Raw genomic sequence first — 13,750 nt, forward strand, 5'->3', positions numbered from 1 at the left:
ACTATCGTTCCACAGGATAGCTTTATTGATCCCTGGCGGCTTCCCTGAGATGCTTGCGGCGGATGGTGCTCGGCTGGAGGGGCCGCCATTCCGCAACGAGCAAGCCGTCGGGAGGGCTGCCTTATGACCATTTATATCGCCGAAGGCGATATTGCCGCGCGCACTCGTGCGATCATTGCCGATCTTCGCTTCCTCGAAGGGCCGCTGCTTCCCATTCTACACGAAGTTCAGGACGAATTCGGTTATATCCCGCAGGAAGCCGTGCCCGTGATCGCGGAGGAACTGAACCTCTCCCGTGCCGAGGTGCATGGCGTCGTGACTTTCTATCATGATTACCGCGACCACCCCGCCGGCCGGCATGTGCTGAAGCTCTGTCGCGCCGAGGCCTGTCAGTCGATGGGCGGCGATGCGCTGGCCGAGCGCGTCAAGACGCTGCTTGGCATCGATTTTCATCAAACGATGCTCGACGGCAGCGTGACGCTGGAGCCGGTCTACTGTCTCGGGCTCTGCGCCTGCGCGCCATCGGCGATGCTCGATGGCGAGGTCTATGGCCGGGTTGACGATCAGCTGGCGGCGGAACTCGTTGCGGAGGCACGCCGATGAGCTTCAAGATTTATGTTCCGCGAGATGCCGCCGCGCTGGCGCTCGGGGCCGAAAAGGTGGCAAAGGCGATTGCCCAGGAGATCGCCGCCCGCGGCCTCGATGCCGAGATCGTGCGCAACGGCTCGCGCGGAATGTTCTGGCTGGAACCGCTTGTCGAGGTCGAGGTCGCCGGCAAACGCATCGGTTACGGACCGGTGAAAGCAAAGGATGTGCCTGCATTGTTCGACGCCGGGATGATGACCGGCGGCGATCACCCGCTCTGTCTCGGGGAGGTTGAAGACCTCCCGTTCCTGAAAGAACAGACCCGCCTGACCTTCGCCCGCTGCGGCATCACCGATCCACTGTCGCTGGCCGACTACGAATCGCATGGCGGCCTGGCCGGCCTTCGCCGGGCCGTTTCGATGACATCCGCCGAAGTCGTCAAGGAAGTCACCGATTCCGGCCTGCGCGGACGCGGCGGCGCCGGCTTTCCCACTGGGATCAAGTGGAAGACTGTTCTCGATGCCCCGGGGGACCGCAAATATATCGTCTGCAATGCCGATGAGGGTGACAGCGGCACCTTTGCCGACCGGATGATCATGGAGGGTGATCCCTTCGTGCTGATCGAGGGCATGGCGATAGCCGGCCTCGCCACCGGAGCGACCAAAGGCTACGTCTACACCCGTTCTGAATATCCGCATGCCATCGCCGTGATGACCGAAGCCGTCGGCATCGCGCGTCAGGCCGGGATACTCGGCCCGTCGGTGCTCGGCTCGGGTCACGCCTTCGATATCGAGGTGCGCACCGGCGCCGGTGCCTATGTCTGCGGCGAGGAGACGGCCCTTTTGAACAGCCTCGAAGGCAAGCGCGGCGTCGTGCGCGCCAAGCCGCCGCTGCCGGCGCATCAGGGGCTGTTCAACTGTCCGACCGTCATCAACAATGTGATCTCGCTCGCCTCCGTGCCGGTGATCCTGGAGAAGGGCGCCGCCTTCTATCGCGATTTCGGCATGGGCCGCTCGCGTGGCACCATTCCGCTGCAGATCGCCGGCAATGTCAGATATGCCGGTCTTTACGAAACGGCCTTCGGTCTTTCGCTCGGAGACATCGTCGACCGAATCGGCGGTGGCACCGCGACGGGGCGGCCGATCAAGGCCGTGCAGGTCGGCGGACCGCTTGGGGCCTATTTCCCGCGGGCATTGTTCGACACGCCGTTCGACTACGAAGCTTTCGCCGCCAAGGACGGGCTGATCGGCCATGCCGGCCTCGTCGTCTTCGACGACAGCGCCGATATGCTGAAGCAGGCGCGCTTCGCCATGGAATTCTGCGCCGTCGAAAGCTGCGGCAAGTGCACGCCCTGCCGCATCGGCTCGACGCGCGGCGTCGAGACGGCCGACAAGATCGCCCATGGTATCGAGCCGGAGAAAAACCGGGCGCTGCTCGCCGATCTCTGCAACACGATGAAATTCGGCTCGCTCTGTGCGCTCGGCGGCTTCACCCCCTATCCCGTCATGAGCGCCATGACGCATTTCCCGGAGGATTTTTCGCCGGCGCCCATGGTGGAGGCAGCTGAGTGATGATCTTCCAAGCCCCATGCCGTGACCTGCTCAATTCCATTTCCGTACAGGAGGCCGACCATGTCTCTCATCCATGAAATCGACTACGGCACTCCCGCTTCGACATCCGAGGTGATGGTGACGCTCACCATCGATGGGCAGCAGATCAGCGTGCCGGAGGGCACCTCGATCATGCGCGCTTCGATGGAGGCCGGCATCGAGGTGCCGAAGCTCTGCGCCACCGACATGATCGATGCCTTCGGTTCCTGCCGGCTCTGTCTCGTCGAGATCGAGGGCCGCAACGGTACGCCGGCCTCCTGCACGACGCCGGTGGCGGCCAATATGGTGGTGCACACGCAGACAGGACGGCTGAAGGATATCCGCCGTGGCGTGATGGAACTCTATATCTCCGACCATCCGCTCGACTGTCTGACCTGTGCAGCCAACGGTGATTGCGAATTGCAGGATATGGCGGGCGCCGTCGGGCTGCGCGACGTGCGCTATGGCTATGACGGCGACAACCACGTCAGGGCGCGCAACCATGGCGAGATCAATCTGAAATGGACGCCGAAGGACGAAACCAATCCCTATTTCACCTTTGACCCCTCCAAATGCATCGTCTGTTCGCGCTGCGTGCGCGCCTGCGAAGAGGTGCAGGGCACCTTCGCGCTGACGATCGAGGGGCGTGGTTTCGGCTCCAAGGTTTCCTCGGGTGCGCATGAAGCCTTCATCGATTCCGAATGCGTCTCCTGCGGGGCCTGCGTACAGGCCTGCCCGACGGCGACGCTGACGGAAAAGTCGGTGATCGAGATCGGCCAGCCCGAACATTCGGCCATCACCACCTGCGCCTATTGTGGCGTCGGCTGTTCCTTCAAGGCGGAAATGCGCGGCGAGGAACTGGTGCGCATGGTGCCGTGGAAGGACGGCCAGGCCAATCGCGGCCATTCCTGCGTCAAGGGCCGTTTCGCTTACGGCTATTCCACCCACAAGGACCGGATCCTCAACCCGATGATCCGCGAAAAGGTCGGCGATCCCTGGCGGGAGGTAAGCTGGGACGAGGCCTTCGCGCATGTGGCGTCGGAGTTCCGCCGCATCCAGTATCAATACGGTCGCGACGCGATCGGCGGCATCACTTCCTCGCGCTGCACCAACGAGGAAACCTATCTGGTGCAGAAGCTGGTGCGGGCCGGTTTCGGCAACAACAATGTCGATACCTGCGCCCGCGTCTGCCACTCGCCGACCGGCTATGGCCTAGGCCAGGCTTTCGGCACCTCGGCGGGCACCCAGAATTTCGACAGCGTCGAACAGTCCGATGTCGTCGTCATCATCGGCGCCAACCCGACCGACGGCCATCCGGTATTCGCCTCGCGGTTGAAGAAGCGGCTGCGCCAGGGGGCCAAGCTCATCGTCATCGATCCGCGCCGCACTGATATCGTCCGGTCGCCGCATGTCGAGGCGTCCTACCATCTGCCGCTGAAGCCCGGCACCAATGTCGCCGTCATGACCGCACTGGCGCATGTGATCGTCACCGAAGGGCTCTATGACGAGACCTTCATCCGCGAGCGCTGCGACTGGTCGGAATTCGAGGACTGGGCCGCCTTCGTCGCCGAACCGGCGCACAGCCCCGAGCAGACCGAGATCTTCACCGGCGTGCCGGCAGCGGATCTGCGCGGCGCGGCAAGGCTCTATGCCAAGGGCGGCAACGGCGCGATCTATTACGGTCTCGGCGTTACCGAACACAGCCAGGGTTCGACCACGGTTATCGCCATCGCCAATCTGGCGATGGCGACCGGCAATATCGGCCGTCCCGGCGTCGGCGTGAATCCGCTGCGCGGCCAGAACAACGTGCAGGGCTCCTGCGACATGGGTTCCTTCCCGCACGAACTGCCGGGCTACCGGCACATTTCCGACGATGCGACACGGGATATCTTCGAAAAGCTCTGGGGCGTGAAGATCAATAACGAGCCCGGCCTGCGCATTCCGAACATGCTGGACGCGGCGGTCGACGGCTCCTTCAAGGGCCTCTACGTCCAGGGCGAGGATATTCTCCAATCCGATCCCGATACGAAGCATGTCGCGGCCGGCCTTGCGGCGATGGAATGCGTCGTCGTGCAGGATCTGTTCCTCAACGAGACCGCCAATTACGCTCATGTCTTCCTGCCAGGCTCGACCTTTCTCGAGAAGGACGGCACCTTCACCAATGCCGAGCGCCGCATCAACCGGGTGCGCAAGGTGATGACGCCGCGCAACGGCTATGGCGACTGGGAGGTGACCCAGAAGCTTGCTCAGGCCATGGGGCTCGACTGGAATTACGCCCATCCGTCTGAAATCATGGACGAAATTGCCGCAACGACGCCGAGTTTCGCCCTGGTGTCCTACGATTACCTCGAGAAGATGGGCTCGGTGCAGTGGCCATGCAACGAGAAGAACCCGCTCGGCTCGCCGATCATGCATGTCAACGGCTTCGTGCGCGGCAAGGGCAAGTTCATCCGCACCGAATATGTGGCGACCGACGAGCGTACCGGGCCGCGCTTCCCACTGCTGCTCACCACCGGCCGCATCCTCAGCCAGTACAATGTCGGGGCGCAGACGCGGCGGACCGAGAATGTCGTCTGGCATGCGGAAGACAGGCTGGAAATCCATCCGCATGATGCCGAGCAGCGCGGCATTCGCGATGGCGACTGGGTGAAGCTCGTCAGCCGCTCCGGCGACACCACGCTGAGATCGCTGATTACCGATCGTGTTGCACCGGGCGTCGTCTATACGACCTTCCATCATCCTAATACGCAGGCGAACGTCATCACCACCGACTTTTCCGACTGGGCGACGAATTGCCCTGAGTATAAGGTGACGGCGGTGCAGGTTTCGCCCTCCAACGGGCCGAGCAACTGGCAGATGGAATATGACGAGCAGGCACGGCAATCGCGCCGCATCGCCGGCAAGCTCGAGGCAGCGGAGTGAAAATGCGGGGGTGGTTTGGCAAGAAGGGATTTGCATCATGACCTTCCAGACTACCGCCCGTGCTCCCGAAACCGCCCGCCACAACGGCCTCATGCATTCCGGCTCGCGCATCGTGCCGGAAGAAGTGCCGATCGCCTTTTCCTATGGCGGCAGCTCGCATGCGGTGATGATGGCGACGCCCGATGATCTCGAGGATTTCGCCGTCGGTTTCAGCCTGACCGAAGGGATTATCACCGAACGCACCGAGATAGCGGCCATCGAGATCGTCGAAGGCGAGCAGGGGATCGATGTGCAGGTGAGCCTTGTCGACGACGTCGCTGATCGGCTGCGGGCACGACGCCGCAGCATGGCGGGGCCGGTCGGCTGCGGGCTCTGCGGCATCGAATCGATCGAGCAGGCGGTGCGGCCGGTGCCGGATGTCTCGGCATCGCCGCTGACGCTGTCGCATGCCGATATCGTACGCGCCGTTTCGCTGCTGAACGAAGCGCAGCCGCTGCATCGCGAGACGCGAGCGGTGCACGGCGCCGGCTTCTATCTTCCGGCCAAGGGATTGCTTGCCGTGCGCGAAGATGTCGGACGGCACAATGCGCTCGACAAGCTCTGCGGCGCCGTCATCGACGCTGGCGAAAACGGCCGGAACGGCGCCGTCGCCGTGACCAGCCGGCTCTCGGTCGAGATGGTGCAGAAGGCGGCGATCCTCGGTTCACCCGTGCTCATCGCCATTTCAGCGCCGACGGCTCTTGCCATCCGAACGGCCGAAGAGGCCGGCATGACGCTCGTCGCCCTGGTGCGCGGCGAGGATTTCGAGATTTTCACCCACCCGCACCGCATCTCGCCTGGAAGCATCGCCGATGTCGCATGATACCAAGACCAAGCTTGTCTATATGGCAAACCAGATTGCCACCTTCTTCAAGAGCCAGCCGGCAAGCGAGGCCGTGGAAGGGGTCGCCAATCATATCAACAAATTCTGGGAGCCGCGTATGCGGCGGCAATTGTTCGAAATTCTCAACAAGGAGGAAAACGGCCTGGATGCCCTCGTGCTGCAGGCCGCTCCCTTGATCCGCAAACCTGAGCCGGAAGCACAACAGATCCGGTAATCCGAAGTTGGCGCATGCCGGAAAGGGCAGCAGCTTGCTGCCTACGGCTATGCCAGCGATAGAATTTAAATCGATTTAAAATAGAAAAAATGGAATTTAAAGTGGTACAGCGTCCTTTGCGCTCCTGAAAAGACGGCAGCGCTCCAATCACAGCAAGGTCTGAAACAAGGAGGAGTTGTTCATGACTGCAGCGGAAACACGTACGGACGGAGCGGTGGCAGGCTCGGGCCTGCTCGATCGTGAAAGGATCGTCTCGAAACCCGGTTTTAACAGGTGGCTGGTGCCGCCGGCCGCGCTCGCCATCCATCTCTGCATCGGCATGGCTTATGGTTTCAGCGTCTTCTGGTTGCCGCTGTCGAAGTCGCTCGGGATGACCGCCCCGACCGCTTGCCCCGATCTGACACTCGCCTCGGCGCTGTTTACCACCACCTGCGACTGGCGCGTTGCCGACCTCGGCTGGATCTATACGCTGTTCTTCGTTCTGCTGGGCTCGTCGGCCGCCATCTGGGGCGGCTGGCTGGAGCGGGCCGGTCCGCGCAAGGCGGGCGTCGTTTCCGCCTGCTGCTGGTGCGGCGGCATCGTGCTTGCCGCTGTCGGTGTCATCACCCATCAGCTCTGGCTCATGTGGCTCGGCGCCGGTGTCATCGGCGGCATCGGTCTCGGGCTCGGCTACATCTCGCCGGTCTCGACGCTGATCAAATGGTTTCCCGACCGGCGCGGCATGGCGACCGGCATGGCGATCATGGGCTTCGGCGGCGGCGCGATGATCGGCGCTCCGCTTGCCAACTTGCTGATGAATGCCTTCAAGACCGATACCTCGGTCGGGGTCTGGCAGACCTTCATCGTCATGGCGGTCATCTATTTCGTCTTCATGATGGGCGGCGCCTTCGGCTATCGCATTCCGCCGGCCGGCTGGCGGCCGGAAGGCTGGACGCCGCCCGCGGCCAAGAGCACGATGATCACGACCAGACATGTGCATCTGCGCGATGCTCACAAGACAAAGCAGTTCTGGCTGATCTGGGCGGTGCTCTGCCTCAACGTTTCGGCCGGCATCGGGGTTCTCGGCATGGCGTCGCCGATGCTGCAGGAAATCTTCGCCGGCTCGCTGATCGGCCTGCCGGATGTCGGTTTCGCGCAGCTCGACGCCGGCCAGAAGGCGTCGATCGCCACGATCGCCGCGGGTTTTGCCGGCCTGCTGTCGCTCTTCAATATCGGCGGGCGGTTCTTCTGGGCGTCGCTCTCCGACAAGATCGGCCGCAAGAACACCTATTACTGCTTCTTCATCATCGGCATCGCGCTTTATGCGCTGGCGCCTAGCCTCGCCGGTATGGGCAACAAGGCGCTGTTCGTTCTCGCCTTCGGCGTCATTCTGTCGATGTATGGCGGTGGTTTTTCGACCATCCCGGCCTATCTCGCCGATATTTTCGGCACGCAATTCGTCGGCGCCATCCACGGGCGGCTACTGACGGCCTGGGCAACGGCTGGCATCGTCGGTCCCGTCGTCGTCAACTATATCCGCGAAGCGCAGATCGCCGCCGGCGTTGCTCCCGGTCCGAGCCTCTATACCGGCACGATGTACATCCTCGCCGGCATGCTGGCCCTCGGCCTTGTTGCCAATTCACTGATCAGGCCGCTTTCGGACAAATGGTTCATGTCCGATGGTGAGGTCGCTGCGCTGCAGGCGAAGTCGGCGGCCGTCAATGCCGGGCCGACCGGCTCCTTCGGCATCGGCACGGGTGGGCTGGACGCCAAGGCGATGCTTGCCTGGGCCGTCGTCGGCATTCCGCTGCTCTGGGGTGTCTGGGTAACGCTGAAGGCGACCTTCGCGCTGTTCGGGTAAAGATATCAAAGCGCGCCGCATGGGCCTCATGCGGCGCGCTTCTTCCTCGCTACGCAGAAATAATCGCGAGCTATGGGGTGTGGCTCAGAACTCTTCCCAGCTCCGCGCGGTTGCAGCGGCAGCGCCGTGCGCCTTGCCGACACGCGAAACGAGATGCAGCGCCGGCGAGCCTGCCTGTCTCGCTTCCAGCCTGCCGGCGGTTTGAGGCCCGGCCTGGGTGCGGGTCTGACCGGGCAGTCGGAATCGTGCCAGCAGGACCCGCAGCGTTTCGGCTTCCGTTGCCAGGCTGTGGCTGGCGGCGGTGCTCTCCTCGACCATGGCGGCATTCTGCTGGGTTGCCTGGTCGAGCGAATTGACCGCCTGGTTGATTTCCTTGAGACCGGTTGCCTGTTCCCGTGAGGCTTCGACGATGGCGACGACATTGCCGTTGATATCGCCGACCTGGGTGACGATCTCCTCGAGCGCCTTACCTGTCTGGCCGACGAGGCCGACGCCGTTCTTGACGAGGTCGCTCGACGTATTGATCAGCGCCTTGATCTCCTTGGCGGCCTTGGCGGAGCGCTGGGCGAGCTCGCGGACTTCCTGGGCCACCACTGCAAAACCCTTGCCGGCTTCGCCGGCGCGGGCGGCTTCGACGCCGGCATTCAGCGCCAGGAGATTGGTCTGGAAGGCAATATCGTCGATGACACCGATGATATTGGTGATTTCGCGCGAGGACTGCTCGATCTGGTCCATGGCGGCGACGGCGTTGCGGACCACGACGCCCGACTGCTCGGCGCCCTGCTTTGTCACAGCGACAAGGCGGCCCGCCTCATCGGCGCGGCGGCTGGAATCGTTAACGGTGGTGGTGATCTCCTCCAGCGCGGCAGCGGTCTCTTCGATCGACGCGGCTTGCTGTTCCGTACGCTTGGAAAAGGAGTCCGCCGATGTACCGATCTCGCTCGACCCGGCGGCGATCGCAATGGCATTCTCGCCGATGGTCTTCATCGTATCGGCAAGACCTTTGACCGCGGTGTTGAAGTCGTGCCGCAACTGCTCCATCGAGGGGACGAAGGGCGTATCCACCGTCTTCGTCAGATCACCTTCGGAAAGCTGGCGCAGCGCGCCGCCGAGCAGGGAGATCGCGCTCATTCGCTGGGTGACGTCGGTTGCGAACTTCACGACTTTGTAGACTTTGCCGTTGGCATCGACGATCGGGTTATAAGCTGCCTGGATCCAGATTTCGCGGCCGCCTTTGCCGAAGCGGACGAATTCGTTGGCAATGAATTCGCCATTGCCAAGACGCTGCCAGAAGCTGCTGTATTCCTCCGTGCGGGTGTGGGCCGGGTCGCAGAACATGCTGTGATGTTTGCCGGCGATTTCGGCCAGCGAATATCCCATGGCCTGGCAGAAATTCTCGTTCGCGGTCAGGATCTCGCCCTTTGGGGTAAATTCGATTACCGCCTGCGAGCGCGAGATCGCCTCAAGCTTACCGGAATCCTCGACCGCCTGCTTCTTCGCGGCTGTGATATCGGCGGCGAATTTCACCACCTTGAACGGCTTTCCGCCTTTGGAAACGGGATTATAGGACGCCTGGATCCATATTTCCCTATTGCCTTTGGCGAAGCGCTTATAGGCGCCGGCGTCATATTCGCCGCGTCCGAGCCGCGCCCAGAAGGCGCGATATTCGGGCGTCGCCGCATAGGCCGGCTCGCAGAACATGCTGTGGTGCTTGCCGACGATCTCGTTGAGGCGATAACCAAGCGCTTTGCAGAAATTCTCGTTCGCCGTGAGAATATTGCCGTTGAGATCGAATTCGATGATCGCCTGCGACTTGGAGATGGCGTCAAGAATGTATTTCGAATCGGAGGCTAGACCAAACATTCTTGTCCCTTTGAGATGCACAGCTTGCGCTGTTCGGCTGGAGAAGCGAAGGGGCTGGCGAGGTATGCCGGTGCAGGGGACAACCGGTCTCCGGTTATCACTCCTCTATACCGGAGACTTATCATCCGTATGCTTCACGACCATACTGAGGGAGCGTGGTTAATTTAGCGTATAAAAGCTATTGCTAATAATATGATGTGATACGGATGAACGCGGCGATTTACCTCAGACGCGCAAAAAACCGCCCGGGACGGGCGGTTTTCAACTCTTCGAATTGCTTGATGGCGATCAGGCCGCTAGTTCATCCGTCTCGTTTTCCTTGAACATCTTGGCAAGGTTCAGGAAGCAGATCATGCCATTTTCCGAGGCGATGATGCCTTCGCAATAGGCGCGGTCGAAGGAGGCTGTCACTTCGGGCACCGGTTGGACCTGGCTGGAGGAGATGGTGAGAATATCCGAGACGCGGTCGACGAGCATGCCGATGACCATGCTGTGAACTTCGGCGACGACAATGGCGCTGCGTTCGTTGGCGACGGTGCTCTTCATGCCGAGCTTATAGGCAAGATCGATAATCGGGATGACCGAGCCGCGCAGGTTCATGACGCCGATGACATCGGCCGGCGCATGCGGGATCGGCGTCGACGGCGCCCAGCCGCGAATTTCGCGAATGGTCGTGGTCTTGACGCAGAATTCCTGATCATGCAGGCGGAAGGCAATGATTTCGAGCGTATCGCCGCTGAAGCTAGTGGAATTGATCGTGGTCATAGAATTCTTCCCAACTGTCGTAAGCCAGGGCAGAAGCGGGCGCGCCACCATTGGCGCGGACGAGCTTTGCCTTCACACCACGCGATGGCTTTGCGCTCGGCCAAGCATCGTTACGGTTATCGACGACATTAGCGGAAGAGTGTTGCCCAAATCTAAATCGGGAACCGGATTTGCGGAGGTTTCGTGCTCGATTCACCTCAGCTTATGGTCTTTTCGATCTGCGAGACCGCCCAATCGACCTGCTCCCTCGTGATAACCAGCGGCGGAGCGAGGCGAATCGTATGGTCGTGCGTGTCCTTGGCGAGCAGGCCGCGTTCCTTCAGCGCATGACAATATTGCCGCGCGCCGCCGGCTTCGGGTTCCAGTTCGACAGCCATCATCAGGCCGCGGCCGCGCACCTCCCGGACGATGTTCGAGCGGATCGACCTGAGGCCTTCGAGGAAATAGTCGCCCATATCAGCGGCGTTCTCGATCATACCCTCTTCCGTCAGCACCTTCAGCGCCGCGCGCGCCACCGCGCAGGCGAGCGGGTTGCCGCCGAAAGTGGAGCCATGCTGGCCGGGCTTCAGCACCCCCAGTACCGCGGAATTGGAAAGCACCGCAGAGACGGGATAGAAGCCGCCGGACAGCGCCTTGCCGATCAGCGTCACATCGGCCTCGATGCCTTCATGTTCCTCCGCCAGCAGCTTGCCGGTGCGGCCGAGGCCGGTCTGGATTTCGTCGAGTATGAGGGTGACGTTGTTATCCGTGCAGAGCTCGCGGATGCGGGTGAAATATCCTGCCGGCGGGATGATGACTCCTGCTTCCCCCTGGATCGGCTCGATCAGGGCGGCGACCGTATTGCTGTTGATGGCGGCCTCGAAGGCTTCGGCATCGCCGAAGGGAATGGTGCGGAATCCCGAGGTGTAGGGGCCGAAACCGGTGCGGGCGTCGGGATCGGTGGAGAAACTGATGATGCTCAGCGTCCGGCCATGGAAATTATCGGCGCAGACGATGATCTCGGCCTGGCCTTCCGGTACACCCTTGACCTCGTATCCCCATTTGCGCACCGCCTTGATGGCGGTCTCCACCGCTTCGGCGCCGGAATTCATCGGCAGGATCTTGTGCGATCCGGTGAGCGCGGCGAGCTCTTCATAGAGATAGGCGAGCTGATCGTTGCGGAAGGCGCGGGAGGTGAGCGTCAATCTGCCCGCCTGCTCGACCATGGCGGCAAGGATTTTCGGGTGACAATGGCCCTGGTTGACGGCGGAATAGGCCGAGAGGCAATCGAGATAACGATTGCCGTCGGTATCCCAGACATGAACACCTTCGCCGCGCGTCAGCACCACGTCGAGCGGCTTGTAGTTGTGGGCGCCGAGACGTTGTTCGGTGGCGATCAGTTTTTCCGAAGTGTTCATGGTTCTTTCCCCTCTAGATCATGATGCCGATAAGTGAGTTCCAGGCGGCGCGTGCCTTCTACGCGGCACGGGTTGGGCGATCGAAGATGCGGCGGCCGAAGAGGCTTGCCGTCAGCTCCACTAGGACGCGGGCGCTCTTGCCGCGATCGTCGAGAAACGGATTGAGTTCGACGAGATCGAGCGACGAGACGAGGCCGCTGTCGGACAGCATTTCCATCACCAGATGCGCTTCGCGGAAGGTCGCGCCGCCGGGCACCGTCGTGCCGACGCCGGGGGCAATTTCGGGATCAAGGAAATCGAGGTCGAGGCTGACATGCAGCAGGCCGTTCGCCTTGGCGACCACATCGAGGATCTCACGCATGATGGCGCCGATGCCCTGCTCGTCGATCGCGCGCATATCGAAGACGTTAACGCCGTGTTCGTGGATTTCCTCGCGCTCACGCGCATCGACCGAACGGATGCCGACCTGGAAGACATTCTTCGGGTCGACGAAGGCACGATCCCTCGGCAGGATCTCGGCGAACTCCGCCTCGCCACAGAAGAAGGCGACGGGCATGCCGTGAATGTTGCCGGATGGCGAGGTGGCGGGAGAGTTGAAATCGGCATGTGCATCGAGCCAGAGCACGAAAAGCGGGCGGCCTTTGCCGGCGGCGTAACGCGCCATGCCGGAGACGCTGCCCATGGAGAGGCTGTGGTCGCCGCCGAGGATCAGCGGAAAGCGACCCGAGGCGGCGACATCATGGACGCTGCTTTCGAGCGCCCGCGTGAAGGCGCCGACGATTCTCAGATTATGGGCCTTCGGATGATTCGGCAGATCCATCGCCGGTACGATCCTGAGATCGCCGAGATCGGCGACGTCGTGGCCAAGCTCGATCAGCGTCTGATCGACGCCGGCGATGCGCAGGGCCGCCGGGCCCATGGCGGCGCCCCTGCGGCCGGAACCTTCTTCCAGCGGCGCGCCGATAAGTGTGACAGATTGCGGTTGGGCATTCATTCGAGGGCTCCGTGGTGAGGCCGTTTTGGCCGATAGTGGGATAAAGGGCTGACGGCAAAAAGATGGAAAAGTGTCAGAAATGGATTATGATTGCGCAATATGATAAACCTATTTTGACAAAGTGATCAGCGTGGACGATCTCGATACCGAGCTCCTGAGTGCGCTTCGCCACAATGCCCGGATTTCCGTCTCCTCGCTTGCGGCGATGACGGGCGCTTCGCGGGCAACGGTTGCCGCCCGAATCGACCGGTTGGTCGCCGGCGGCACCATCGTCGGCTTCACCATCCGCACCGGTCATGAGACGCGGTCCGCCGGGGTGCGTGCCATCGTCATGATCGAGGTGCTCGGCAAACTCGCCGACAGGGTGGCCGATCAGCTGCGCGGCCTGCCGCAGGTCCGCGCCCTGCACAGCACCAATGGCAAATGGGATTTCGTCGCCGAACTCGAGGATCGCGACCTTGCCTCTTTCGATGAGACGCTACGCCGTATTCGGCTGATCAACGGCATCAACTCGACCGAGAGCAATATTCTACTGAAGACGAGCAAGACGGGGTTTTAGGACATTGTCGTGCGAGACGCCGGCTGAGGAATCGGCGAACCAGCCCCTCATCCGCCTGCCGGCACCTTCTCCCCACCCGCGGGGCGAAGGCGATATGCCGCGACCTCTCCGTTCCTCTCCCACCTCTCGCGCAGGGCAC

11 protein-coding genes are annotated in these 13,750 nt (G+C 62.1%); 7 read left to right on the forward strand and 4 right to left on the reverse strand.

The window, feature by feature from the left end:
- The first annotated feature begins 123 nt into the window (after positions 1 to 123).
- The 6 genes from FHX03_RS23065 (at position 124) to FHX03_RS23090 (ending at position 8,033) form a co-directional block, all read left to right on the forward strand.
- A complete protein-coding gene (locus tag FHX03_RS23065) occupies positions 124 to 603 on the forward strand; it encodes a formate dehydrogenase subunit gamma (protein WP_183855601.1) in 480 nt (159 codons plus the stop codon).
- Positions 600 to 2,156 carry a formate dehydrogenase beta subunit gene (locus tag FHX03_RS23070; RefSeq protein ID WP_183855603.1) on the forward strand — a complete coding sequence of 519 codons (1,557 nt, stop codon included), beginning with the start codon at positions 600 to 602 and terminating at the stop codon, positions 2,154 to 2,156. The genes FHX03_RS23065 and FHX03_RS23070 overlap by 4 nt, the downstream gene beginning before the upstream one ends.
- Positions 2,157 to 2,216: 60 nt before the next feature.
- Positions 2,217 to 5,096 carry a formate dehydrogenase subunit alpha gene (fdhF, locus tag FHX03_RS23075; protein ID WP_183855605.1) on the forward strand — a complete coding sequence of 960 codons (2,880 nt, stop codon included), beginning with the start codon at positions 2,217 to 2,219 and terminating at the stop codon, positions 5,094 to 5,096.
- A 37-nt stretch (positions 5,097 to 5,133) separates the two neighbouring features.
- On the forward strand, positions 5,134 to 5,958 hold the full coding sequence (gene fdhD, locus FHX03_RS23080) for a formate dehydrogenase accessory sulfurtransferase FdhD (protein ID WP_097624871.1): 825 nt from the start codon (positions 5,134 to 5,136) through the stop codon (positions 5,956 to 5,958).
- The gene (locus FHX03_RS23085) at positions 5,948 to 6,193 is read left to right on the forward strand and encodes a formate dehydrogenase subunit delta (protein ID WP_097624870.1); all 246 of its coding nucleotides are present in this window, start codon (positions 5,948 to 5,950) and stop codon (positions 6,191 to 6,193) included. Before fdhD ends, FHX03_RS23085 begins: the two co-directional genes overlap by 11 nt.
- A 181-nt stretch (positions 6,194 to 6,374) precedes the next feature.
- Positions 6,375 to 8,033, forward strand: coding sequence for an OFA family MFS transporter (locus tag FHX03_RS23090; RefSeq protein ID WP_183855607.1), 1,659 nt, complete (start codon positions 6,375 to 6,377; stop codon positions 8,031 to 8,033).
- A gap of 84 nt (positions 8,034 to 8,117) precedes the next feature.
- Here the strand turns inward: FHX03_RS23090 and FHX03_RS23095 are convergent, their stop codons facing one another.
- The 4 genes from FHX03_RS23095 to rocF all read right to left on the reverse strand — a co-directional run bounded on the left by FHX03_RS23095 (position 8,118) and on the right by rocF (position 13,052).
- Positions 8,118 to 9,896 carry a methyl-accepting chemotaxis protein gene (locus FHX03_RS23095; protein WP_097624868.1) on the reverse strand — a complete coding sequence of 593 codons (1,779 nt, stop codon included), beginning with the start codon at positions 9,894 to 9,896 and terminating at the stop codon, positions 8,118 to 8,120.
- A 288-nt stretch (positions 9,897 to 10,184) separates the two neighbouring features.
- Positions 10,185 to 10,661 carry a chemotaxis protein CheW gene (locus FHX03_RS23100; protein ID WP_003567163.1) on the reverse strand — a complete coding sequence of 159 codons (477 nt, stop codon included), beginning with the start codon at positions 10,659 to 10,661 and terminating at the stop codon, positions 10,185 to 10,187.
- Positions 10,662 to 10,858: 197 nt separating this feature from the next.
- A complete protein-coding gene (rocD, locus tag FHX03_RS23105) occupies positions 10,859 to 12,058 on the reverse strand; it encodes an ornithine--oxo-acid transaminase (RefSeq protein WP_097624867.1) in 1,200 nt (399 codons plus the stop codon).
- A gap of 58 nt (positions 12,059 to 12,116) precedes the next feature.
- Complete coding sequence (rocF, locus tag FHX03_RS23110) at positions 12,117 to 13,052, reverse strand: arginase (protein WP_183855609.1); 936 nt, start codon at positions 13,050 to 13,052, stop codon at positions 12,117 to 12,119.
- A gap of 121 nt (positions 13,053 to 13,173) precedes the next feature.
- Between rocF and FHX03_RS23115 the strand changes: the two genes are divergently transcribed.
- Positions 13,174 to 13,611, forward strand: coding sequence for an Lrp/AsnC family transcriptional regulator (locus tag FHX03_RS23115; protein ID WP_012559170.1), 438 nt, complete (start codon positions 13,174 to 13,176; stop codon positions 13,609 to 13,611).
- Positions 13,612 to 13,750 lie beyond the last annotated feature (139 nt).

Source organism: Rhizobium sp. BK456 (assembly GCF_014194045.1).
In the GTDB taxonomy this organism is placed as follows: domain Bacteria; phylum Pseudomonadota; class Alphaproteobacteria; order Rhizobiales; family Rhizobiaceae; genus Rhizobium; species Rhizobium redzepovicii.

What these genes read in the sequence shown, in the direction of transcription:
- FHX03_RS23065 (WP_183855601.1), top strand. Translation starts at nt 124, where the DNA reads ATGACCATTTATATCGCCGAAGGCGATATTGCCGCGCGCACTCGTGCG.
- FHX03_RS23070 (WP_183855603.1), top strand. Translation starts at nt 600, where the DNA reads ATGAGCTTCAAGATTTATGTTCCGCGAGATGCCGCCGCGCTGGCGCTC.
- fdhF (WP_183855605.1), top strand. Translation starts at nt 2,217, where the DNA reads ATGTCTCTCATCCATGAAATCGACTACGGCACTCCCGCTTCGACATCC.
- fdhD (WP_097624871.1), top strand. Translation starts at nt 5,134, where the DNA reads ATGACCTTCCAGACTACCGCCCGTGCTCCCGAAACCGCCCGCCACAAC.
- FHX03_RS23085 (WP_097624870.1), top strand. Translation starts at nt 5,948, where the DNA reads ATGTCGCATGATACCAAGACCAAGCTTGTCTATATGGCAAACCAGATT.
- FHX03_RS23090 (WP_183855607.1), top strand. Translation starts at nt 6,375, where the DNA reads ATGACTGCAGCGGAAACACGTACGGACGGAGCGGTGGCAGGCTCGGGC.
- FHX03_RS23095 (WP_097624868.1), bottom strand. Translation starts at nt 9,896, where the DNA reads ATGTTTGGTCTAGCCTCCGATTCGAAATACATTCTTGACGCCATCTCC.
- FHX03_RS23100 (WP_003567163.1), bottom strand. Translation starts at nt 10,661, where the DNA reads ATGACCACGATCAATTCCACTAGCTTCAGCGGCGATACGCTCGAAATC.
- rocD (WP_097624867.1), bottom strand. Translation starts at nt 12,058, where the DNA reads ATGAACACTTCGGAAAAACTGATCGCCACCGAACAACGTCTCGGCGCC.
- rocF (WP_183855609.1), bottom strand. Translation starts at nt 13,052, where the DNA reads ATGAATGCCCAACCGCAATCTGTCACACTTATCGGCGCGCCGCTGGAA.